Annotated in this window: 23 protein-coding genes and 1 tRNA gene; 14 read left to right on the top strand and 10 right to left on the bottom strand. The window is 44.5% G+C overall.

The window, feature by feature from the left end; all coding sequences use genetic code 11:
• Positions 1–43 precede the first annotated feature (43 nt).
• From NHB34_RS04445 to NHB34_RS04455, 3 genes are read right to left on the bottom strand one after another with little or no spacing between them, the layout of a single operon-like run.
• Positions 44–832, bottom strand: a complete 789-nt coding sequence (locus tag NHB34_RS04445) for a UDP-2,3-diacylglucosamine diphosphatase (protein WP_353428424.1) — start codon at positions 830–832, stop codon at positions 44–46.
• Positions 829–1,332 carry a peptidylprolyl isomerase gene (locus NHB34_RS04450; RefSeq protein ID WP_353428425.1) on the bottom strand — a complete coding sequence of 168 codons (504 nt, stop codon included), beginning with the start codon at positions 1,330–1,332 and terminating at the stop codon, positions 829–831. Before NHB34_RS04450 ends, NHB34_RS04445 begins: the two co-directional genes overlap by 4 nt.
• Positions 1,304–2,188 carry a tetratricopeptide repeat protein gene (locus tag NHB34_RS04455; protein ID WP_353428426.1) on the bottom strand — a complete coding sequence of 295 codons (885 nt, stop codon included), beginning with the start codon at positions 2,186–2,188 and terminating at the stop codon, positions 1,304–1,306. The genes NHB34_RS04450 and NHB34_RS04455 overlap by 29 nt, the downstream gene beginning before the upstream one ends.
• Positions 2,189–2,249: 61 nt before the next feature.
• On the opposite strand from NHB34_RS04455, the gene cysS reads away from it, so the two are divergent.
• The 7 genes from cysS to NHB34_RS04490 all read left to right on the top strand — a co-directional run bounded on the left by cysS (position 2,250) and on the right by NHB34_RS04490 (position 8,882).
• On the top strand, positions 2,250–3,671 hold the full coding sequence (gene cysS, locus NHB34_RS04460) for a cysteine--tRNA ligase (RefSeq protein ID WP_353428427.1): 1,422 nt from the start codon (positions 2,250–2,252) through the stop codon (positions 3,669–3,671).
• A 2-nt stretch (positions 3,672–3,673) separates the two neighbouring features.
• Complete coding sequence (locus NHB34_RS04465; protein ID WP_353428428.1) at positions 3,674–4,327, top strand: DNA-3-methyladenine glycosylase; 654 nt, start codon at positions 3,674–3,676, stop codon at positions 4,325–4,327.
• Between the two features lie 9 nt (positions 4,328–4,336).
• Complete coding sequence (locus NHB34_RS04470; RefSeq protein WP_353428429.1) at positions 4,337–5,308, top strand: acetyl-CoA carboxylase carboxyltransferase subunit alpha; 972 nt, start codon at positions 4,337–4,339, stop codon at positions 5,306–5,308.
• Positions 5,274–6,590, top strand: a complete 1,317-nt coding sequence (tilS, locus tag NHB34_RS04475; RefSeq protein ID WP_353428430.1) for a tRNA lysidine(34) synthetase TilS — start codon at positions 5,274–5,276, stop codon at positions 6,588–6,590. The genes NHB34_RS04470 and tilS overlap by 35 nt, the downstream gene beginning before the upstream one ends.
• Positions 6,591–6,663: 73 nt before the next feature.
• Complete coding sequence (locus tag NHB34_RS04480; protein WP_353428431.1) at positions 6,664–7,914, top strand: aspartate kinase; 1,251 nt, start codon at positions 6,664–6,666, stop codon at positions 7,912–7,914.
• Positions 7,915–8,004: 90 nt separating this feature from the next.
• Positions 8,005–8,099, top strand: a tRNA-Ser gene (locus NHB34_RS04485).
• Positions 8,100–8,309: 210 nt separating this feature from the next.
• The gene (locus NHB34_RS04490) at positions 8,310–8,882 is read left to right on the top strand and encodes a phasin family protein (protein WP_353428432.1); all 573 of its coding nucleotides are present in this window, start codon (positions 8,310–8,312) and stop codon (positions 8,880–8,882) included.
• 90 nt (positions 8,883–8,972) lie between these two features.
• Here the strand turns inward: NHB34_RS04490 and NHB34_RS04495 are convergent, their stop codons facing one another.
• Positions 8,973–9,512 carry a hypothetical protein gene (locus NHB34_RS04495; RefSeq protein ID WP_353428433.1) on the bottom strand — a complete coding sequence of 180 codons (540 nt, stop codon included), beginning with the start codon at positions 9,510–9,512 and terminating at the stop codon, positions 8,973–8,975.
• Positions 9,513–9,884: 372 nt separating this feature from the next.
• Between NHB34_RS04495 and NHB34_RS04500 the strand changes: the two genes are divergently transcribed.
• Genes NHB34_RS04500 through NHB34_RS04525 form a run of 6 tightly spaced genes read left to right on the top strand, consistent with a single transcriptional unit; the run spans position 9,885 to position 13,368 of the window.
• A complete protein-coding gene (locus NHB34_RS04500) occupies positions 9,885–10,181 on the top strand; it encodes a hypothetical protein (protein ID WP_353428434.1) in 297 nt (98 codons plus the stop codon).
• 18 nt (positions 10,182–10,199) lie between these two features.
• Positions 10,200–10,661, top strand: coding sequence for a Smr/MutS family protein (locus NHB34_RS04505; RefSeq protein WP_353428435.1), 462 nt, complete (start codon positions 10,200–10,202; stop codon positions 10,659–10,661).
• A gap of 26 nt (positions 10,662–10,687) precedes the next feature.
• Positions 10,688–10,999 (top strand): DUF883 family protein, encoded by a 312-nt coding sequence (locus tag NHB34_RS04510; protein WP_353428436.1) that lies wholly within the window; start codon positions 10,688–10,690, stop codon positions 10,997–10,999.
• A 6-nt stretch (positions 11,000–11,005) separates the two neighbouring features.
• A complete protein-coding gene (locus NHB34_RS04515) occupies positions 11,006–11,374 on the top strand; it encodes a phage holin family protein (protein ID WP_353428437.1) in 369 nt (122 codons plus the stop codon).
• Positions 11,375–11,377: 3 nt separating this feature from the next.
• The gene (locus tag NHB34_RS04520; protein WP_353428438.1) at positions 11,378–11,659 is read left to right on the top strand and encodes a YqjK-like family protein; all 282 of its coding nucleotides are present in this window, start codon (positions 11,378–11,380) and stop codon (positions 11,657–11,659) included.
• A 41-nt stretch (positions 11,660–11,700) separates the two neighbouring features.
• Complete coding sequence (locus tag NHB34_RS04525) at positions 11,701–13,368, top strand: AMP-binding protein (protein ID WP_353428439.1); 1,668 nt, start codon at positions 11,701–11,703, stop codon at positions 13,366–13,368.
• Positions 13,369–13,401: 33 nt separating this feature from the next.
• Here NHB34_RS04525 and NHB34_RS04530 read toward each other — a convergent pair whose 3' ends face one another.
• From NHB34_RS04530 to NHB34_RS04550, 5 genes are all read right to left on the bottom strand, one after another.
• Complete coding sequence (locus NHB34_RS04530) at positions 13,402–15,150, bottom strand: IlvD/Edd family dehydratase (protein ID WP_353428440.1); 1,749 nt, start codon at positions 15,148–15,150, stop codon at positions 13,402–13,404.
• Positions 15,151–15,227: 77 nt separating this feature from the next.
• Entirely contained in the window at positions 15,228–16,127 is a 900-nt protein-coding gene (locus NHB34_RS04535) for a transporter (protein ID WP_353428441.1), read from the bottom strand.
• Positions 16,128–16,137: 10 nt separating this feature from the next.
• The gene (locus NHB34_RS04540; protein ID WP_353428442.1) at positions 16,138–16,677 is read right to left on the bottom strand and encodes a hypothetical protein; all 540 of its coding nucleotides are present in this window, start codon (positions 16,675–16,677) and stop codon (positions 16,138–16,140) included.
• A gap of 22 nt (positions 16,678–16,699) precedes the next feature.
• Complete coding sequence (gene yegQ / locus NHB34_RS04545; RefSeq protein WP_353428443.1) at positions 16,700–18,019, bottom strand: tRNA 5-hydroxyuridine modification protein YegQ; 1,320 nt, start codon at positions 18,017–18,019, stop codon at positions 16,700–16,702.
• A gap of 111 nt (positions 18,020–18,130) precedes the next feature.
• Positions 18,131–19,000, bottom strand: a complete 870-nt coding sequence (locus NHB34_RS04550) for a fumarylacetoacetate hydrolase family protein (RefSeq protein ID WP_353428444.1) — start codon at positions 18,998–19,000, stop codon at positions 18,131–18,133.
• 146 nt (positions 19,001–19,146) lie between these two features.
• Between NHB34_RS04550 and NHB34_RS04555 the strand changes: the two genes are divergently transcribed.
• Positions 19,147–20,805 (top strand): thiamine pyrophosphate-binding protein, encoded by a 1,659-nt coding sequence (locus NHB34_RS04555; protein ID WP_353428445.1) that lies wholly within the window; start codon positions 19,147–19,149, stop codon positions 20,803–20,805.
• Between the two features lie 62 nt (positions 20,806–20,867).
• On the opposite strand, the gene NHB34_RS04560 is transcribed toward NHB34_RS04555, so the two are convergent.
• Positions 20,868–21,899 carry a tripartite tricarboxylate transporter substrate binding protein gene (locus NHB34_RS04560; RefSeq protein WP_353428446.1) on the bottom strand — a complete coding sequence of 344 codons (1,032 nt, stop codon included), beginning with the start codon at positions 21,897–21,899 and terminating at the stop codon, positions 20,868–20,870.
• Between the last annotated feature and the right edge of the window lie 69 nt (positions 21,900–21,968).

The following is a 21,968-nucleotide window of genomic DNA, read 5'->3' on the forward strand; positions in this document are numbered from 1 at the left end:
GAACCAAAATACCAATAATCCAGTTACTACATTGATTGAATATCTAGGCTTTAATTAAATCCATCGCACGCACGCCATGTGCATCGATCAACAAGGCATTTGCTCGTGGTGCAGTTGCCTCTGGGTGGTCCAAGTCCCAGTCTGATAGCACCCAGCGTTGCCAAGATTGATTTCCTAGTGACTCTTGATGGTGTCCTGGTCTGTGGGTATGACCATGAATTAATTTATCAGCGCCATATTCACGAACTATTGCTGCGCATGCTTGCGTAGTGACATTCGTTTTAATTTGATTTTGTTGATAAGCGGTATGAGAAGCACGTTCATAATTTGCGTGACTATTAGTGCGAAGTTGTTTAGCTATAGATCTTCGCCAATGAATGGGTAGGGAGAGAAATAATTTTTGCAGCCAGGGTTTCCTGACCCACCCGCGAAATAGTTGATAGCCAATGTCGGCAGTACACAGAGCATCACCATGGGCAAGAAGATATTTGTGACCAGCAATTTCAATAAGCGCAGGATCTGTCAGTACGGTCATTCCAGTCTTCTTTAAAAACGCGGGACCAATCAGGAAATCTCGATTACCGTGGATGTAATAGGTTTTAACCTTATTTGATAGATTCGCGAGCGCTTGCTTAACCTCATGTTGAAATGGTGATCGATCGCCAGCATCATCACCAACCCAATATTCAAACAAGTCACCCAATATAAAGACAGACTCGGCCTGAGATGCGTCCTTTTCGCAAAAGTCAAAAAAGCGCTGCGCCGTCAAGGGCATTGACGGCGTTAAATGTAAATCTGAAATGAGCAATGCGCTCGTGTGATGCGGAATCATTCCTCGAGAACGGTAGCTTTCTCGATCACCACATCTTCAGTTGGTACGTCTTGATGAAAGCCTGAGTTACCAGTCTTCACTTTGCGAATAGCATCTACCACATCCATGCCATCACTAACCTTGCCAAAAACCGCATAACCCCAGCCCTGAGCGCTTGGGGCTGTATGGTTTAAGAAATCATTGTCATTGACGTTAATAAAAAATTGCGCTGTTGCAGAGTGCGGATCACTGGTGCGAGCCATGGCAATCGTGCCGCGCTCATTTTTAAGACCGTTATTGGCTTCATTTTCAATTTCATCACCAGTGGGTTTTTGTTTCATGCCTGGCTCCATGCCGCCACCCTGAATCATGAAGTTATCAATTACGCGATGAAAAATTGTGCCATCGTAGTGACCGCTCTTTACGTATTGCAAAAAATTGGCAACGCTTTTAGGTGCCTTAGCAGAATCGAGGGAGAGGGTGATATCACCCTTATTGGTTTTTAGGAGTACCTTCGCCATTGCTTGATTTACCTTCTAATGTGTTAGTGGAAGAATTTGATGCAGGATTAACAGTGTTATTGACACCTTTAGCCTGTGGCTTCAGTAGGTTCAATAAGAATTTTGCACGGTTAGTGTAGAGACGTTGATTTAATTGGGTGTTGGCGGCGGCATCTTCGTAGGCCTTAGCGCCAAGACGCACATAGACTTCTCCTAGATTGGCTGCTGCAAGGCTGTAGCTTGGCCTGAGTTTTAGTGCCAGCTCAAGATAGTCACGCGCCTCAATCCACCTTCCTTGATTAGCAGCAATTGCTGCCAGATTGTTATAGGGCTCTGGCAGTTCTGGAAATTGCTGGGTGATTTCAATCAAGGTTTTCTTGGCGCCATCGAAATCACGCAATTCAAGTTGCAATCTTGCTTTGATATAACGCAACTGGACATTGCGAGGGGTCTTTTTTAGACGGTCATTAATTGCGTCAATCGCATCTTGATACCTACGCGCTTTGACAAGCTTTTCAATATCTGATGGAACTGCATTTTTGGTAACCGGATCTGGTTCAATGATCAGAAATGATAAAAAGGGAACGCCAACCGTTTCTGAGAGTTCCGGATTTAAGGGGTCGTAGGGCGCATCAGTGGAAAGGCGAGGAGGGTCGCTTGGCCCGTAGCCACCAAGATAGGGTTGCGTTTGGGCTTCCGGAGATTTCGCTTCTTGTTTATTGAGTGCAGCAATTTGAGCATCTGCCTGTTGCTGAGCAGCAGTGCTGCAGCCGACAATAACTACCGCGCTGGCAAAGATGGCAGTGGCTTTAAAGGGGCTTGAAAATAGTGATTTGATGGACTCAAACATAGAACTGAAGGTGGAAAACTGGCTCATTCGATATACTCAGCGCTCAGTCTAACAAATTAGCGTCGCCTTACCCCTTCTTTATACCCCTATGCTGCACATCTATAACACCCTTAGCCGTTCAAAACAGGTTTTTAAGCCCATCGAGCCAGGCAAGGTAAGGATGTACGTTTGCGGCATGACAGTCTATGACTTTTGCCACATTGGACATGCTAGGGTCATGATTGTCTTTGACATGGTGGTTCGCTGGTTAAGGGCAAGTGGTTATGAAGTGCTTTATGTTCGCAACATCACAGATATTGACGACAAAATAATTAATCGCGCCCTTGAGAATGGTGAGCCCATTGCAGCGCTGACCAATCGTTTCATAGATGCTATGCATGCAGATTCGGATGAGCTTGGGCTAATGCATCCCGATCAAGAGCCACGTGCTACCGACTACATTAAACAAATGCAGGGGATGATCGGTAGATTAATTGAAAATGAACTGGCTTATCAGGCTGAAGATGGTGATGTGAACTTCGCAGTTCGTTTACTCCCTCGGTATGGGCAGCTATCAGGAAAAACTTTAGATGAGTTAAATGCTGGCGAGCGTGTAGCAGTGGGCGGTGGAAAACGTGACCCGCTTGATTTTGTTTTATGGAAGAGCGCTAAACCAGAAGAGCCGGCGGATACCCGCTGGTCTTCTCCGTGGGGTGAAGGTAGACCAGGTTGGCATATTGAATGCTCTGCCATGTCATGCGATTTACTGGGTGAACATTTTGACATTCATGGTGGCGGAGCTGACTTGCAGTTTCCGCATCACGAAAATGAGATTGCCCAAAGTGAAGGGGCCTTGTATGGCCAGGATCGCAAAGAGGATGATGCGCCATTTGTAAATTATTGGATGCATAACGGGCACATCCGTGTAAATGAAGAAAAAATGTCTAAATCCTTGGGTAACTTTTTTCTCATTCGGGATGTATTAAAGAGTTTCGATCCCGAGGTATTGAGATTTTTTATGCTCAAGGCGCATTACCGAAGCCCAATTAATTACAGTGACGCGCAATTAGAGGAAGCGCGCTCTGGTTTAGTGCGCCTGTATACAGCTTTGGCACAAGTCCCAACTGCAACTAACATTGCTTTAGATGGTAATAGCCCATGGGTTCAGCGCTTTACTGAGGCAATGAATGATGATTTCAATACTCCTGAAGCGATTGCCGTTTTATTTGAGTTAGCGAGCGAGGTCAACCGCGCTCAAGGTCAGGACAAAGTTACTCTTGCGTCTCATCTGAAGGCTCTGGGAGGCGTTCTGAACTTCTTGCAAAAGGATCCAACTCAATTCTTGCAGATGGGGTCTAAGACTGGTGATGGTTTACAAGCGCAGGACATTGAAGATCAAATTGCTGCACGTGCCGCTGCGAAGCAGTCAAAAGATTTTGCTAAAGCAGACCTCATTCGTAAAACCTTACTTGACCAAGGTATTGTTCTGGAGGATAAGCCTGGTGGAATTACGGAATGGCGTAGAGCATAGTGGTGACCACCAAAGAAAAATTAGCCTCTAATCCAGGTGCCCCAGACTATTGGGAGCAAGCTTGTCGCGATTTAATGAAACAAGATCGCATCATGAAAAAAATCATTCCTAAGTACGGTTCTGGATTTTTAGTTACTAGAGGCGATGCGTTTACGACGCTTGCCAGAGCAATCGTTGGTCAACAAATTTCTGTGACTGCTGCGCAAGCCGTTTGGGATAGGGTGCTTCTTGCAAGCAAGAAAAAGATGAGCCCTAAAAACATTTTGGCTTTATCAGTGGAGGAGTTGCGCGGCGCAGGTCTTTCTGGGCGCAAGGTCGAATATATTCGAGATTTAGCTGACCATTTTGACTCAGGTCGTCTTCATGCCAATCAATGGAAAAATATGGACGACGAGAGCGTGATTGAGGAATTAAGCTCAATTCGGGGTATTGGACGCTGGACAGCAGAAATGTTCCTCATTTTTAACCTCATCCGTCCCAATATCCTTCCTTTGGATGATATTGGCCTAATTAAGGCTATTTCCCTCAATTACTTCAGCGGGGAGCCTGTTAGCCGTCATGAGGCGAGGGAAGTAGCGGCAAATTGGGCCCCGTGGCGTACGGTTGCCACTTGGTATATGTGGAGAAGTATCGACCCCATTCCGGTTGAATATTAAAATCAGACTATGAAAACGACTTTCCTGGATTTTGAGCAGCAAATCGCCGAATTGGAGTCAAAGATCGAAGAGCTGCGTTTTGTGCAAGATGAGTCATCGGTGGATATTTCCGATGAGATCAAAACGCTTTCTGAAAAAAGTCTTCAGCTCACTAAAGATGTGTATGCCAATTTGACACCATGGCAAGTTTCTCAAGTCGCTAGACATCCTCAAAGACCTTACACGCTGGATTACGTCAGTGCCTTATTTACGGATTTTCATGAGCTGCATGGTGATCGTACTTTTGCAGATGATCAATCGATTATTGGCGGCTTAGCGCGTTTTGATGGAGAACCCTGTATGGTGATAGGTCATCAAAAGGGTCGTGATACCAAAGAGCGTGCCTTGCGCAACTTTGGTATGAGTCGCCCTGAGGGTTATCGCAAAGCAATGCGTTTGATGCGGCTTGCTGAAAAATTTGGTATTCCGGTATTTACCTTTGTCGATACGCCAGGTGCGTTCCCCGGTATTGATGCGGAAGAGCGTAATCAATCTGAAGCGATTGGACGCAACCTCTATGTTCAAGCTGAGTTAGAAGTGCCTATTATTGCCACCATCATTGGTGAAGGTGGTTCAGGAGGAGCCCTTGCAATTGCAATGGGCGATGTGGTTTTGATGTTGCAAAATTCCACCTATTCTGTAATTTCTCCTGAGGGTTGTGCCTCCATTTTGTGGAAGACGGCGGATAAGGCCTCTGAAGCAGCTGAGCAGCTAGGCTTAACTGCTCAACGACTAAAGGTGCTTGGCTTGATTGATAAGATTGTTGCAGAGCCAATTGGTGGCGCTCATCGTGATTACGATGTGATGATGAGCAATATGCGCAAGGCACTTGCAGAATCGCTCAAGACTTTTGATGGTATGAAAACCGATGCATTACTTGAGCGACGCCATGAGCGCTTAATGAGTTATGGCAAGTTCAAGGAAGTTACGTCAAAGTCCTAAGGCAACGAAGCGAATTGCGGTTGCCCTTAGTGGCGGCCTGGATTCGGTAGTGTTGCTGGATACGGTTTGTCGTTCGCAAACCCAAGGTAAAGCCCCCGCAGTAGAAATCTTTGCCTTTCATATTCATCACGGCTTGCAAAAGTTGGCTGATGATTGGCTATTATTTTGTGAAAAACTTGCCAAAAAATATCGAATTCACTTTGACTTTCGCTTATTGCACTTAGGAGTTCAAGGCAGCATTGGCAATATTGAAGGGCGTGCCCGCAAGGGCCGGTATGAAGCCTTAGCGGATCTTTGTGAAGAGCATGGTGTGACAGATCTATTGCTTGCACATCATCAAAATGATCAAGCGGAAACAGTGCTTCTGCAATTGCTGCGAGGTTCAGGTATTGCAGGATTATCTGGCATGCCTGACATGCGTGACTTGAAATCTCAAAATACACATATCACGCTATGGCGTCCGCTACTAAATCAAAGCCGAGCTGAACTTGAGTCATATGCAAAAGCGCATCGGCTTAAGTGGATAGAGGATCCAAGCAATCAGGATGATGTATTTAAGCGCAATGCAATACGCAAGCAAATTATTCCTAAATTAGAAAAACTGCAATCAGAGGCGGTTGCTAATCTTGCAAGAAGTGCTGGCTTGATGGGTGAGTCACAGATCCTATTGGACCGCTTAGCTCAAATTGATGGCAAACCTATTTATCAAAAAGAGAGCCTTGACGTAAGGCAACTTAAATCTCTCGCAAAACGTGACCTACCAGCAGCGAATAATGTTTTGCGTTACTGGCTGAAAAGCAATGGTCTTGGTATGCCTTCACAGGAAAGGCTTAATGCTTGGTGGCAAGATCTTTCAACAGTGAAGTCAGATGCCCAATTGGAATGGTTGCATGACGGGAAAACTATTCGATTTTGGCGAAATCAATTACAAGTACCAACCGCGCAAGATATTGATGCAGGGGGATGGATTTTTAAGCCTGTAGCAAGTAGAAGTAAAAACCCAGGAGTAAGTGCTGCCTGGATTACTGAAGCTCAAAAGAAAGGCTTAATTCATGCCAAGAAAAGATCTGGTGCTGAAAAAATGCAAATTAAGCCTAATGCACCCCGCAGAACTCTAAAAAATTTATTTCAAGAGGGTGATGTTCCTCCTTGGCAGAGGCATGCGCCTTTGCTTTATATCGGCGAGGATCTCATCGCCGTCGCTGGGGTAGGGGTGAGCTACCCGCATTTAATTTATTCGGGAGCTAGGGTTTGGCCAGAGTGGCTTCAGACGCTTAGCTAGAGCTTAAAACCCTGTAAAATAAAGCACTTTTAAGATCATTGGAAATATTTTTCCTATTTAACAGACGATTTTTATGGCTCTAATTGTTCATAAATATGGCGGCACTTCGATGGGTTCTGTTGAACGCATTGCGAATGTTGCAAAGCGCGTTGCAAAGTGGATGCGTGCTGGCCATCAAGTAGTAGTTGTGCCATCGGCAATGTCAGGCGAGACAAATCGCTTGTTAGGCTTGGCAAAAGAAATTAATCCAAATCCAAGTCCACGTGAGTTGGATCAAATTGCCTCTACAGGTGAGCAGGTCAGCTCCGGTCTCTTAGCTTTGGCTTTAATGAATGAAGGCATTGATGCAGTTAGTTATGCCGGTTGGCAGGTCACAGTCAATACTGATTCATCATTTACCAAGGCGCGTATTAAAAGTATTGATGACCAAAAGATTTTGAGTGACCTGAAAGCAGGTCGCGCTGTGGTGGTGACGGGATTCCAAGGTGTGGACCCAGAGGGGAATATCACCACCTTGGGTCGTGGTGGATCAGACACCTCGGCCGTAGCAATGGCGGCCGCACTAAAGGCTGATGAGTGTCTCATCTATACAGACGTTGATGGTGTTTACACAACCGATCCGCGTGTTTGTGAAGATGCGCGCCGCCTAGATAAGATTACCTTTGAAGAGATGCTAGAGATGGCCAGCTTAGGCTCGAAGGTATTGCAGATTCGTTCTGTCGAGTTTGCTGGTAAGTACAAAGTTAAAACCCGTGTTCTGTCATCGTTGACAGACCCATTGATGCCTTTAGACCAAGAGATGAAGTCTGGCACCTTGATTACATTTGAAGAGGATAGCACTATGGAAGCCGCCGTTATTTCCGGTATCGCCTTTGCGCGTGATGAAGCGAAGATTACCGTTCTCGGAGTTCCTGATCGACCAGGTATTGCTTATCAAATTTTGGGTCCCATCGCTGATGCAAATATTGATGTGGACATCATCATTCAGAACCAATCAGTTGATGGCAAAACGGACTTCACCTTTACCGTACCACGCGCTGATTATCAAAAGGCCTTGGATATTCTGAAGAACACCGTACAAGCGCATATTGAAGCTAAAGAAATTTCAGGTGACCCTAAAGTTTCTAAGGTGTCTGTTGTTGGTGTTGGAATGCGTTCCCATGTAGGTATTGCGAGCAAAATGTTCCGCACATTATCGGAAGAGGGCATCAATATCCTCATGATCTCTACTAGTGAAATCAAAATATCTGTAGTGATTGATGAGAAATATATGGAATTGGCAGTACGCGCCTTACACAAGGCGTTTGAGTTAGATCAGAAATAAACCTATCAGAAGGTCAATAAAACCCCTCAGAAGCGGTTATCCGTTAAACTGTGGGGCGCAAGTTAAGCAGTAAACCGCAGTAAAAAGTACGGAGACGTGGCCGAGCTGGTCGAAGGCACTCCCCTGCTAAGGGAGCATCGGGGCTAAAACTCTGATCGGAGGTTCGAATCCTCTCGTCTCCGCCAGTACTTTGCAAATAAACCCAGTAAATTCAGTGAATTTCTGGGTTTTTTGTTGCCTATTAGTTTTCATAACTTACTGATAATAAAGGGATAATTCTTATATAGAATATTATTTGTTGCTTAGCAGCAAATAATTGTTGCAATACAGCAAAAAGTTTGGAACAATGGTGCATCGCAACAAAAAAATGTAACCATATTCATAAAGGATTAATCATGTTCCAAAATCAATTAAACGATCAAATCGCTCAAGCTCAAGCTAAAGCTGTTGAGAATGCTAAACATTTGGCACAAGTAGCTGTTGAAAGTGCTCAAGAATTGGCAGAAATCAACCAAGCTGCTGCTAAAGATGCATTGGCTGCTGCTCAAGATGCTAGCTCACAGTTGTTGGCTATCAAAGATGCTCAACAATTAGCTAAGTTGGCTCAGCCTGAAGCTGCTCAAGAAGCTGCTAAGTATGCTGCTGCTTATCAAGCTAAAGTTAGCAAAGTTGTTCGTAACGGCAACAAAGAAGTAGCTCAAGTTGTTGATGCTTCTATTGATGATGCTCGTGATGATTTAGTTAAGTTTGTTAAAGAAGCTACTAAATCTGCTCCTGCTGGTTCTGAGGCTTTTGTATCTGCATTCAAAACTGCATTCGAAGCTTCTATTCAACAGTTTGACCAAGTACGTGCAACTGCTACTGATGCATTCGCTAACTTTGAAAAGAATGTTGACGCTGCATTGGCTAGCCTCCAGGGCAAATATGCTGTAGCAAAGCCTGCTGCAAAAAGCCGTAAAGCTGCTTAATTCGTTTTAGCTGCTAATCAAAAAACCGCCTTCGGGCGGTTTTTTGTTGGTTAAAAATAATCAATACTGATCAGATTCGACTCTAAAACCCTAATAGCTTATGCCATCTACGGCTTTTAGGTAGCCCTGAATGTACTGGGGCGGAATATATACAACAGTCGTAATGCCAGCTTTAGATCCAATCTTGAGCTCAAATCCATTTTTTAGGTTTTGTTTTAAGAATGCATCGGTTACCTTGATGGATAGTAGTTCTTTAAACATGCATCCCCGAGGCTCACATAGTCCCGCTTCCTTAGAAATGACTTTGAAATTGCTTGCTGGCGCACCCATAAGGCTGGCGGAGTAATAGTCACGCACCTGATTAAAGTAGGTGAGGTGCACCTGAATTTCATAGGTCTTTACACCTTGCTGTGATTCTGCGGTTCGAAGATTAAACATTTCATAGGTATTGGCTTCATCCATCGTGTTGATGGATGGGCCTGTAAATGTTTTGCCACCAGTCGCAGGATTTGGGGTGACGATAGTTGATTGATAAACGTCGTTTACCTCCCATGAGCTGATCTTTTTGTCGTTATTAGCGCAAGCGCTTATGCCCAGGGCAATGGTGATGAGTAGTGCAACGCGATACATAAATGACTCCTTTGTTTCCCCAAATAATACTATCGCCATTCCCTCAGGCTGTATTTAGCTGATTTCTCCAATTTTTAATCCCGAATTTTGCAAATGATGTGGATTTATTAGGGTTTTTCTTAGGTAATTATTCAACTTCACAACTTCACATGTTGTGAAGTTGTGATATAGTGTGAAGACTGGGAGATGAAATGAAGAAACAAACACCGAAAACACATCAAGCTTTGGAGTGGATTGGAAGGGGGATGAGTGCAGCTCAAGCCGCTAGAAAAATGGAAATCTCAGAGTCCAGCGTGTATGCCGCTCTTAGAAAAACGCGAGCGAAAGATATGGGGTGCTGTCCAACATGTGGTCACAAAATAAGGAACTAAGATGAAAAAAATATTATTAGCAGGCGCAACAATTACTTTGGCTGCATTTGCATATGCAAACGTATCTTCCGATTCATCTGAGTTAGTCAGTCAGCAATGCAAGATCTCTGCAGAGGCGGTATCAACATTGAAGGTTTTGCAATATGGCAATACATCTATTCGCAAAGATGTAGCCAGCTTGATTGATAGACACCTTAAAACCATCGAAAACAAAGAATTGGCTTATAAAAAGCTAAATTTGATGGTGGATGATAAATCCAATAATGCTGCTACGCTTGAATCGAAGTATTGTTCGTAATCTGAATTTAGGGTTCTTGTGACTCAGATTGCCGAGTGTTCTGAGTGTGGAAATACTCGAGGTCTATTTGGTGAGTGTCCTCACTGCGGATCATCTATACCTCCACTTCTTGCTGTAGATGTAGTTGAATTTAATATCAAGCAAGGTAATCCAAGCGTGGAGGATGCAATGGATATCCTTGCAGATAAAATTCGCGATCTCCAAGAGTTGGGAATGAAGTCTATTATTTTGATTCATGGGTATGGCTCTAGTGGAGAAGGTGGTCGCATTAAACGAGCCATACACGAAGCGCTTGAGAGCAATCACCATGCAGACCGGGTTGAGGAGTATTTCTTCGGGGAAAACGTTCCTTATGGAAGCGCCGCCTTTCATGATTTGATGAAGAAGAGGCCGGGACTGAAGCGATATATACGGCATTTCAAGACCTCTAATGCTGGAATAACTGTATTACTTCTTGGGTCTAAGTATAGAAATGCTTAGAATAGACCTCAATACAGAGGACTAAGATGACAGCAAAAAAATCTGAACACGCGGATCAACTTATTGAGGAGTTTAAATCCCTAGTAGTTGATGCCGAAGCTTTAATTAAGGCAACCCACGATAATCCTAGCGAAACGATCGCAAACTTACGCGATAAGGCTTTAGAAACAATTTCAGGCGCCAAGGAAAAAATTGCAAGTCTAGAGGGAGGTCTGGCTGATAAGGCTAAGGATGTAGCAGCTGGAGCCGACGAGTTTGTGCATCGTAATCCATGGGAGGCTATTGGTGTGGCTGCTGGGTTAGGCATATTGATTGGTCTATTAATCCGTCGACGCTAAAAGTTTATGTCCCAAGAAAACTTACTGTCCTCTATAAAAAATCTGGTAGCTACTGGCGCGTCAATTGCAAAAACGCGCTTAGAGCTTCTGTCAGTCGATGTGCAAATCGCCAGGGTTCAATTTCTGCAGTCATTTGTCATGATCGTATCCGCATTATTTTTTCTGTTCTTTGGGTTGTTGATGCTTGCGCTCTTGATTGTTATCTACAATTGGGAGTCTGACCGATTGATGGCACTTAGTTTGCTTGCTGGTGCTTTTCTATCCATTGGCATGATCTTGGCCGCTTTGGTTATTCAGTCATTGCGAACCATGCCTAAATTGTTTGAGGCATCAATTGCTGAGCTTGCAAAAGATACTGAAGCGCTAAATCGTTAACTTATGAGTCAAAAGCTGAAAGATTTATTGGACAGACGCTCTGAATTGCAAATGCAATCCCAAAAAGAGCGACTTGATATGGCGCATCATTTTGAACCATGGCAAAAGCCTTTATCTTGGGCTGATAAGGGCATCGATGCATTTCATTTTGTAAGGGACAATCCTTTGTTATGGACCAGCGCTTTTGCAGCACTGGCCCATTACAAGCCTAAGTGGGCCAGTAAGGTGTTGGCTCTTGGATGGGGTGCCCTAAAGGTATTAAAAACTGCTAAAAAATTAGTTTAGATTTAACTTATTAATTTACTTTATAGGTGTTTGAAAATAGCATGAGCAATTCAAAACCTTGGGTTAAAAATTATCCTCCAGGCGTAGATCCAGAAATCGGTCCCCTGGAGTATTCATCTTTAGCCGAGTTTTTTGAGTTTTGCTTTGACCAGTTTGGTAATCGACATATAGCCGTGTCGATGGGTAAGTCGTTTACATACCAAGAGATTGATCGGCTATCTAAAGACTTCGCATCCTATTTGCAGAGCTTGAACCTTGAGAAGGGCGCTCGCATCGCCTTAATGTATCCAAATGTAATTGAATATTTGATTGCGATGATTGGTGTTCTGCGTGCTGGTTATGTCGTGGTGAACATTAATCCTCTGTATACAGCGCGAGAACTTAAAGAGCAATTACTCGATAGCGGGGGCGCCGTTATTGTCTTGATGGAAAATTTTGCTCATATCTATGAGCAAATTGCTGATTCAGTCCGTGTGGGCACTGTGATTGTCAGTAGCCCTGGTGAATTATTGGGCATGAAAGGGCATCTTGTTGATTGGGTGGCGCGCAATGTGAAAAAAATGATTCCGAAATGGAACGTTAATCACATTAGATTTAAAGAGGTGCTTGCAATTGGTCAAAGAAGGGTGTTTCAGAAGCCCTCCATTAACTTGAACGATATAGCCTTTTTACAGTACACCGGGGGTACTACCGGGGTCTCTAAAGGCGCCGTGCTGCTTCATAAAAATATTCTATCTAATTTAGCACAAATAAAGATGTGGTTGAATCCTGGGCTCAAGAATGAAGACCAACAACTACAGTTCTTGTGTGCGCTGCCAATGACACACATATTTGCTTTAACTGCCTGTGCTTTTCTGGGAATCGCTAAAGGTGCCATGCTCATTCTGGTTGCCAACCCTCGAGATATTGATGGCTTTATCAAGTTACTTATCAAGCACCCCAAAATTAATATCTTTCCTGGTGTGAACACTTTATTCCATGCACTAATACATCGTCCAGAATTTAAAAAGGTTAAGTTTTCCAATTTATTGGTGACTATCGGTGGCGGTATGGCTGTTCATCGAAAAACAGCCGATCATTGGCAAGCCCTTACTGGATGCCCAATCGCACAAGGCTATGGCTTATCAGAAACCTCACCGGTAGTCTGCGTCAACAGTCCTTTAGAAAATCATTTCACGGGGCATATTGGCCCTCCCATGCCAAGCACGGATGTGGTTATTCTCGATGAAGATGAGGTTCAGGTTCCAGATGGCACCCCTGGAGAAATTTGCATTAAAGGTCCTCAAGTCATGGCTGGCTATTGGAATAAGCCAGACGAAACGGCAAACTGCATGACCTCAGATGGCTACTTTAAATCTGGGGATATTGGTTTGATCACTGAAAGTGGCCACATTCAAATCGTAGATCGCAAAAAGGACATGATTGTGGTCGCAGGATTTAAAGTATTCCCAAATGATGTCGAAGATATATTGTCACGCATGCCTGGAGTGCGAGAGTGTGCAGTCATTGGTGTGCCTCATCGCAAACTTGGGGAGATAGTCAAAGCATATATCGTGAGGTCTGATCATCATCTGACCGAAGCGGATGTTTTGCAGTATTGCAAAGAGTCTCTAACCAGTTATAAGAGACCTAGAAAAGTTGTATTTGTAAATGATCTTCCTAAATCAAATGTTGGGAAGATATTGCGCCGAGAACTGCGCAATCTTTAGCCCCACAAATATTTCAAAACAACCCGTTTGAACTTAGATTTTAGGAGTCTTACCAACTATTTTTGGCGCTCGCAGAAAATCAAAATCTACGCCTTTGTCTGCTTGCATCACCGTATCAAGGAATAATTTCTTATATCCTCGTTCGGCCGTTGGAGTCACTACAGGATTTTCCTTGGCGCGTTTCGCTAGTTCTTCGGCGCTAATCAGCAAGCTAATTTCACGATTTTTAACCGAGAGACGAATGCGATCACCATTGCGTACATATGCAAGGGGGCCACCAATTGCAGACTCGGGGGTAACGTGCAACACAATAGTTCCAAAAGCAGTGCCACTCATACGGCCGTCAGAAATCCGCACAATATCCTTTACTCCAGCACGAGCCAACTTCATTGGAATAGGGATGTATCCTGCCTCAGGCATGCCTGGGGCCCCCTTAGGGCCAATATTTTTCAGTACCAAAATATCATCTGAGGTGACATCGAGATCAGGGCTATCAATGCGGTTCGCTAGATCTTCTGCGTTCTCAAAGACCACGGCACGACCTTCATGTTCCATGAGCTTTTCATTAGCGGCAGACTGTTTGATGATCGCACCGCCAGGCGCTAAATTACCATGCAAGACAGCAATACTGCCGCGAGGATAAATGGGGTCATTTAATTTACGAATGACATCTTGCTTGAAGCTAGGAGGTCCTGCATCAATCTCTTCGCCTAAAGTTCTGCCAGTAACGGTTATGGCATTAAGCTTGAGTAGTGGCTTGAGTTCGCGCAGCAAAGTAGTCATGCCGCCTGCATCATGGAAGTTCTCCATGTAGTGATCACCTGATGGCTTTAAATCTAACAGGACAGGCGTCTCATCACCCATCTTATCTAAGGCATTTAGATCGATTTCAAGACCCATGCGCCCAGCAATGGCTGCTAAGTGGACAATCCCATTGGTTGATCCGCCGATTGCTAATAGAACGCGCATAGCGTTCTCAAAAGCATCTGCTGTGAGAATCTTGTCGATGGTTAAACCATCCTTGGCCATTTGTACGGCTCGAGTCCCTGTCTCCTCCGCAACACGAATGCGATCTGCAGTTACTGCAGGTGGCGATGCGCCACCAGGAACCGTCATACCCAGTGCCTCGGAGATACAAGCCATAGTACTAGCTGTGCCCATGACCGAGCAAGTACCTACGCTGGCCACTAGTTGGTCATTCACCTCATCCTTTTCAAGCTCATCAATCTCGCCAGCGCGAAATTTTCCCCAATAACGTCGACAATCCGTGCAGGCACCAACGCGTTCGCTACGATGTGAGCCCGTCAGCATAGAGCCGGTTATCAACTGTATTGCAGGCAAGCCTGCTGAAGCGGCCCCCATTAATTGCGCGGGCACAGTCTTATCGCAACCTCCAATCATGACTACCGCATCCATGGGTTGAGCGCGTAGCATCTCTTCTGTATCCATGGACATTAAATTGCGCAGATACATTGATGTGGGAGATGAAAAACTTTCATGAATGGAAATCGTCGGGAAGTCCATTGGCAGCCCGCCTGCAAGCATCACGCCACGTTTTACTGCCTCAATGAGTTGCGGCATATTGCCATGACAAGGGTTGTAAGAGCTACCTGTATTGATGATGCCAATGACTGGGCGATCTAATGCGCTATTGGTATAGCCAGCACCTTTAATAAACGCCTTGCGCAAAAATAAAGAGAAGCCTTTGTCTCCATAACTAGTCAAGCCTTTGCGCAGACCGCTTTCAGGGGCAGATTTTTTATCTTTGGAGTTCGAGCTCATATATATTTGGGTGGTCTCGATCTAATTCTATTTATTTTGTATTTAGCTTGATTGTAGCGATACCAGCGATGCTCTGTTTAAGGGCTTCCGCCCCAGCGGTATTGCCAAGAAATACCTACCGCGTTGTAGCTGGTATCAGTTCGTGAGTAAACCCCTTTACTCGCACTGAGGCGAATGGAGTTGCTCTTATCAAGCGGGTAAGACAGAGTGCTGCCAAAACGCCAATTCTCTTGTGTGCCATTTACTGGCAAACCATTGAGATAGGTTTGGCCGCCTGTGAAATACGTCGCATCAGCAGAAATCCAAGCTGTACTAGGAAAGTAGTAAATCAGATGGGTTTCACCTGAATAAATGGGGTTTTGCGAGAGCGTATTGCTACCCATGTAATTATTGTTACTGGTATAAATAGTTGCCATGCCCGCAAGTTCGAGTCGCCAAGGCCCGACGGCTTGAGAGAGCCCCATTGCTGGCTGAATAAGAGATCGATTGGCTCCCACATTTATCATCTGATTACTGTTGTACTTCCCCCAGGGAATCGATGCCGCAATACTTGCCCCAATAATTAAATCTTGCTGATAGTTTATGAATTCACTATTGGTAAGCGCTGGTGCGCCGTATAAATTGACTGATGCTTTGATGAGAGGGTCGGATAGCCCCTCGGCGGAAGCGTTGATTGTTTGTGCGCCTACTTGCCCGGTCCCCGATAATTCAGCATAGGGTAGTACCAAAGTTAATCGACCTGATTGACCTGCGACATCAATAACATGAGTAAGGCTGAGGGCTTGAGTGTTTAGCGTGTATGAACCACTTTTGGCCTGCGCTAAACCACCAGTGAGAAAGTTGATGCCTATTGGTGCATTCGAATATGCTCGTGCTTCAATTTCTTGGGAATGAGCATTTGGTAAGATCAATAAGGCAAGTGATACAAGGCCAGCTTGAATCAGCAGTGCTTGAAATATTCCCCAAGAACGGGTCATCACATTCAACTTAGTTGGTACGTGAATTTTTTGACCCAAAAAATAGACTCAAAATATGTTCTTGACCCATGATGAGTTGCATACCTGCAAGCATTAAGTATGGCCAAATGATTAGCCAATACACAATTGACATGGCAAGTAGTCTTAAGGGGTTTGCTTGACCAAAGGATGCCATGGATGCCAAAAAGTGCTTGCCATGAAAGAGGCCTTCAATACCTGCCTCAAGATAATTTAAGCCTAAAACAATTACTATATAAATAAGTGATACCACAAAGAGCGATTTAACAATGCCATGGGCCTTATCAACCTTCACTGGATAAATTGCTTGCCCAATTAATAAGAACTTCGCAGTAATTCCTGCTTTTACTAAAGCGAAGCCAAAAATGCTGAGTGGAATAGGGCGCTCTTCAAGCAAAGTAGCCGCTAAAAATGCTAGAGCGCAAAACCATGTGCCCAAATAAAGAGTTAGAGCAAATGCTTTTTTTGCCTCATCTACTAATTTTTCTTTAAAACTTAATCTTGATGCATTGGCTTTTAAAGCGGTATTCATATCAGAATTCAATCAATTCGAGTTAGGCATTGCAGCAAGATTCACTATTTGAGCAAGAGCTCATTGTCTCAATGGGTGCAGGTTCATTGGTGTAGCGAGCAATATAAGCTTTGTTGCCTTTGAGTGCGAACTTAATCCAGACAAAGTGTCCAGATCCAGGTGCAACGGATATTGGTTCGCCGTTGAGATTCCACATTTGATCTAGGACGATATCTTGATTGCCATTGGGTTCAATGATTTCTAGTTTGTCGCCAACTGAAAAGCGATTCTTGACATCAATCTTCACTCGTCCAGTTGCATGATCCACATCTAAGGTTTCACCGACATACAAACTTCTTCCGGATAAAGAATGACCTCGCATATAGAGTTGATACTCTTTGTCATGGTGGCGCTCATAAAAACCATCGGTGTAACCTCGGTTTGCTAGCCCCTCTAGGTTGCCCAATAATGTTGTATTAAATGGTTTGCCTGCCACGGCGTCATTGATTGCAGAGCGATAGGCTTGGCAGGTGCGTGCTACGTAGTAAGGTGATTTGGTGCGACCTTCAATTTTGAACGAGTCAACACCCATCTTAGTCAGTCTCTCAATGTGCTCAATCGCGCGCAGATCCTTAGAGTTCATGATGTAGGTTCCGTGCTCATCTTCTTCCATTGGCATTAAATCATCAGGTCGTCTTGCCTCCTGAAGTAGTACCACATCACCACTTTGATTTTGTTGTCCAGGCTTAACCTTGTAGTCCCACCGACAAGCATTGGTGCATGCCCCTTGATTGGAGTCACGATGAGACATGTAACCAGAGAGCAGGCAGCGTCCAGAGTAAGCAATGCATAAAGCACCATGAACAAAAACTTCTAATTCCATTTCAGGGCAGTCTTGGCGAACCTCTTCAATTTCATCGAATGACAGTTCTCGAGACAGAATTACTCGACTAATGCCAACTGAGCGCCAAAATTTAGCTGATGCCCCGTTTACCGTATTTGCTTGTACTGATAAATGAATCGGCATTTCTGGCCATGCCTCTCTAGCCATCATGATTAGCCCTGGGTCTGACATGATCAGTGCATCAGGCTTGAGGGCAACTACAGGGGACATATCACGGATGTAGGTGCGTGTTTTTGCACCATGGGGCAGTAAATTTGAGACTAGGTAAAACTTTTTGCCTAACTCGTGTGCAGTATCAATGCCTTGTTTTAAGACTTCAATTTTTCCAAAGTCGTTATTTCGAACGCGTAAGGAATAGCGTGGCTGTCCGGCATAAATCGCATCTGCTCCAAAATCAAAAGCAGTCTGGAGCATTTGGAGGCTACCCGCTGGGGCAAGGAGTTCAGGCGTTTTTGTCATTACGCCATTTTAATGCTTGATTAGGGTATTTGCCTGATCTCAAACCCGTCAAAATAGCACTTTAGGCATCAATGCAGAGGGTTTTCGCATACCCAAGGTTTTCTAGCGAGGCTACTCGTCAACAATCGTGTTCTTTAATACGCCAATAGATTCAATCTCGATTTCGCAAATATCTCCAGCCTTCATAAAAACTGGAGGATTTCTGGCGTACCCAACCCCTGCGGGCGTTCCAGTGATCACCACATCGCCAGGCTCTAAAGTCATGCATTCAGTAATTAACATAATGGTCTCTGCAATACCCCAGAGAAAATCCTTGGTATTTGCATTCTGCATTACTTGACCATTTAAGCGTGATTGAATATTAAGACCATGGCAACCAGTAGGCAGTTCATCTGGCGTGACCAACCAAGGGCCAAATGCGCCAGTCTGATCAAAGTTCTTGCCGATAGTCCATTGAGTCGTTTTGCGTTGGTAGTCGCGGATGCTGCCATCGTTAAAAATACTATACCCAGCTACACAATCCAATGCAGTGTCTAGGGTGAGATGCCGTACTTTTTTGCCAACAACAAATGCAAGCTCCGCTTCGTAATCTAATTTGTCTGAAACGCGTGGTTTGATAATCGGACCTAAATGCGATGTTAGCGAGCTTGGGCCGCGCATAAAAAAACTAGGATATTCAGGCCTTGCATTGCCACCTTCTTTGGCGTGGTCGGCGTAATTGAGACCCATGCATACAATTTTTCCAGGTTTTTCAATAGGAGGCTTAAAGGAAATGGAGCTAGTATTGCCACGTATGGCACCGGAGTTATCAAGAGCGGTTTTAACCCGACTCAACAGCTCTTCATCGGCGATGATGGATTGCAGGTTATTTGGAATCTGGCTATCGGTAGCGCATAGGTTTACGAATTCATTAGCGCTTCCTTTAATCATTGCCCCAACGCTTTCAGTGCCATCTGAATTCCGATAAGCAAATAACCTCATGTGATTGTCCCCAATTGGATTAATTTATTTTTTGATCTTTAAAAGTATATGCCAGGCAAAGCGTAAATAAATGCCCAAAAGGCAAAGTGTGATAATTTGCCATAAAGTCAGCAGACTTCTAAAAGAAGACAAAAGAAGGCAAAAGTATGGAGACATCAGGTAAGCCGCTAAATGGCGGCCAAATTTTGGCAAATGCTCTGGTAAGGCAGGGTGTGGATTTAGCCTTTGGCGTTCCTGGTGAAAGTTTTTTGCCATTGTTAAACGGCTTGGTTGATCATCCCCAATTCCAATTTATTACCTGTCGTCAAGAGGGCGGTGCTGCATACATGGCAGAAGCCTATGGGAAATTGACGGGTAAGCCAGGCGTCATCATGGTTACACGTGGACCTGGGGCATCCAATGCGATGGTTGGGGTTCATACCGCATATCAAGACTCTACCCCAATGGTTTTATTGGTTGGCCAAGTTGGTACGGATATGGTGGAGCGTGAGGCGTTTCAGGAAATTGACTACCGTCGTATGTATTCTGAATGCGCAAAATGGGTGGGAAGCATCGATCGCGTGGATCGCATTGACGAATTTGTTTCCCATGCGTTTCATGTGGCACAAGCGGGTAGAAAGGGGCCGGTAGTTCTGGCCTTACCAGAAGATGTGCTTTATATGACTGGAGAGGAACATCCAGTTGCCCCAGCACATATTGTTCAGCCAGGCTTGGATGTAAACGCATTTAATCAAGCCATGCAAGTTTTTGCCAACGCCAAACGCCCAATGATTATTGCTGGTGGTGGAAATTGGAATCGCGCAGCCTGCGATAAGCTTTCTGCTTGGGCAAATCAAGAAGGTGTGCCTGTTGCTACCAGTTTTCGCTCACAAGATCTCGTTGATAACCTTGATGCCATCTTTGCTGGTGACTTGGGTATTGGTGCCAATCCGGCATTAGTGAAACGTGTGCAGAGTGCTGATGTGTTGCTGGTTATTGGAGAGCGCCTCGGCGAAATGACAACTGCAGGCTATAGCGTATTCAAGGTTCCAAAAGTAAACAATACTTTGATACACGTTCATTCAGGCTCAGAAGAATTAGGTCGCGTTTATCGACCTGACTTCGCACTCAATTGCAGTCCAGAAAATTTTTGCTCTGCTTTGAGTGCAATCAAGATGCATGGCAATTATGACTCTAATGCAGGAAAAGCATCTCATGCTGAATACCTTGCCTTTGCTAGTCCAGTTACTGTGCCTGGAGATCTGCAATTAGCGCAAATCATGAGCTCTCTACAAGATTCCATTCCTCGTGATTCGATAGTGACCAATGGCGCAGGAAACTTTGCAACATGGGTGCATCGTTTTTATCCCTATGGGCCATTTAAAACGCAGTTAGCTCCCGCAAACGGATCGATGGGTTATGGCTTGCCAGCTGCTATAGCGGCAAAAATTGTTCATCCAGATAAGGCGGTGATCGCAGTTTGTGGTGATGGTGACTTTATGATGAACTGCCAAGAGTTAGCAACGGCAGCTCGATACGATGCGTTTCCAATTATCTTTGTTGTGAATAACAACATGCTAGGAACTATTCGGATGCATCAGGAACGAGAATTTAAGTCTCGCGTCATAGCTACTGGATTAACAAATCCTGATTTTGTGAAATTCTCGGATAGCTTTGGTATTCCAGGTTTCAGGGTTACTAAAACAGAAGAATTTGCAGCTGCATTTACCAAAGCACTTGAAAGCAAAAAGGGTGCCCTCATTGAGTTGATCTTAGATCAAGAGGTAATATCCCCTAGCAAGTTACTCTCTCAATTGGGTAAATAAAAAAGAGGGCAGTGAGCCCTCTTATGATTTGACAGTTAATGGTCAGATGCGCAAGAAGATTGCTAGTCAACCTTTGCGCCAGAGTCTTTTACAACCTTAGTCCATTTAGCGATTTCATTTTTAATAAAAGCAGAGAACTGGGTAGGAGTATTGCCAACCGGTTGCGCACCCATTGCTAAATATTTTTCTCTTACAGATGGACTATTGATTGCCGCCATGAGTGTGACACTATCTTTGTTGAGAATATCCGCTGGCATATTCGCTGGCCCAACAACGCCAAACCACGAGGTTGCCTCATAACCAGGTAGATTGGCTGCCTCGGCAATCGTTGGCAAATCAGGAAATGCTGGCGAACGTTTTGCGCTAGTTACCGCTAATGCCTTCAAGCGTCCTGCGCGAATATAGTTAATTGAAGATGGCAGGTTATCAAACATGATATCGACGTTACCTGCCATAAGATCTGTTACAGCAGGGGGGCTTCCCTTATACGGTAAATGCACCATGTATGTTTTCGTCATGGATTTAAAGAGCTCGCCTGCCATGTGTATGGAGGTACCGTTACCACTCGATGCCATATTTACTTTGCCGGGATTGGCTTTTGCATAGGCAATTAAGTCGTTAACAGTGTTGATATTGTTCTTGGCGGCGAATTCTGGATTTAATACGAGAACATTTGGCAATTCAGCCACTAAAGAAATAGGTGTGAAATCCTTGATTGGATCAAATGGAAGCTTTCCACCGCCTTGTGTATAGAGCGGTAAATTGATTCCATGGGTACCCACTGAAGCCATGAGCCATGTGTAACCATCGGGCGCAGCTTTAGAAACAATTTCTGCGCCGATATTCCCGCCAGCTCCAGGCTTGTTATCAATTACTACGTTCCATTTGGCGGTGTTTAATAGTTCGTTTTGCAGCGGTCTTGCAATATTGTCAGTGGCACCGCCAGCTGGAAACGGCACAATAAAACGAATGGGCTTATTTGGATAATCGGATTGCGCAAAAGTGGGTCCAGTATTAACAAGTAAGGACGCTGTGAGAATGGTGAGTACTTTGCTTGTTAGGCCGAGAGCTTTAGATAAGCTGCTTTGTAACATGGTTGTCTCCTATTATTAACTTCATTCTGATGATGATTTGTAATAGCTTGATAAAGCATAACAGACACC

The organism is Polynucleobacter sp. MWH-UH19D (genome assembly GCF_040409795.1).
GTDB lineage: Bacteria > Pseudomonadota > Gammaproteobacteria > Burkholderiales > Burkholderiaceae > Polynucleobacter.

Coding starts and splice junctions, on each gene's coding strand:
- NHB34_RS04445 (WP_353428424.1), bottom strand. CDS start 832: ATGATTCCGCATCACACGAGCGCATTGCTCATTTCAGATTTACATTTA.
- NHB34_RS04450 (WP_353428425.1), bottom strand. CDS start 1,332: ATGGCGAAGGTACTCCTAAAAACCAATAAGGGTGATATCACCCTCTCC.
- NHB34_RS04455 (WP_353428426.1), bottom strand. CDS start 2,188: ATGAGCCAGTTTTCCACCTTCAGTTCTATGTTTGAGTCCATCAAATCA.
- cysS (WP_353428427.1), top strand. CDS start 2,250: ATGCTGCACATCTATAACACCCTTAGCCGTTCAAAACAGGTTTTTAAG.
- NHB34_RS04470 (WP_353428429.1), top strand. CDS start 4,337: ATGAAAACGACTTTCCTGGATTTTGAGCAGCAAATCGCCGAATTGGAG.
- tilS (WP_353428430.1), top strand. CDS start 5,274: ATGGCAAGTTCAAGGAAGTTACGTCAAAGTCCTAAGGCAACGAAGCGA.
- NHB34_RS04480 (WP_353428431.1), top strand. CDS start 6,664: ATGGCTCTAATTGTTCATAAATATGGCGGCACTTCGATGGGTTCTGTT.
- NHB34_RS04490 (WP_353428432.1), top strand. CDS start 8,310: ATGTTCCAAAATCAATTAAACGATCAAATCGCTCAAGCTCAAGCTAAA.
- NHB34_RS04495 (WP_353428433.1), bottom strand. CDS start 9,512: ATGTATCGCGTTGCACTACTCATCACCATTGCCCTGGGCATAAGCGCT.
- NHB34_RS04500 (WP_353428434.1), top strand. CDS start 9,885: ATGAAAAAAATATTATTAGCAGGCGCAACAATTACTTTGGCTGCATTT.
- NHB34_RS04510 (WP_353428436.1), top strand. CDS start 10,688: ATGACAGCAAAAAAATCTGAACACGCGGATCAACTTATTGAGGAGTTT.
- NHB34_RS04515 (WP_353428437.1), top strand. CDS start 11,006: ATGTCCCAAGAAAACTTACTGTCCTCTATAAAAAATCTGGTAGCTACT.
- NHB34_RS04520 (WP_353428438.1), top strand. CDS start 11,378: ATGAGTCAAAAGCTGAAAGATTTATTGGACAGACGCTCTGAATTGCAA.
- NHB34_RS04525 (WP_353428439.1), top strand. CDS start 11,701: ATGAGCAATTCAAAACCTTGGGTTAAAAATTATCCTCCAGGCGTAGAT.
- NHB34_RS04530 (WP_353428440.1), bottom strand. CDS start 15,150: ATGAGCTCGAACTCCAAAGATAAAAAATCTGCCCCTGAAAGCGGTCTG.
- NHB34_RS04535 (WP_353428441.1), bottom strand. CDS start 16,127: ATGACCCGTTCTTGGGGAATATTTCAAGCACTGCTGATTCAAGCTGGC.
- NHB34_RS04540 (WP_353428442.1), bottom strand. CDS start 16,677: ATGAATACCGCTTTAAAAGCCAATGCATCAAGATTAAGTTTTAAAGAA.
- yegQ (WP_353428443.1), bottom strand. CDS start 18,019: ATGACAAAAACGCCTGAACTCCTTGCCCCAGCGGGTAGCCTCCAAATG.
- NHB34_RS04550 (WP_353428444.1), bottom strand. CDS start 19,000: ATGAGGTTATTTGCTTATCGGAATTCAGATGGCACTGAAAGCGTTGGG.
- NHB34_RS04555 (WP_353428445.1), top strand. CDS start 19,147: ATGGAGACATCAGGTAAGCCGCTAAATGGCGGCCAAATTTTGGCAAAT.
- NHB34_RS04560 (WP_353428446.1), bottom strand. CDS start 21,899: ATGTTACAAAGCAGCTTATCTAAAGCTCTCGGCCTAACAAGCAAAGTA.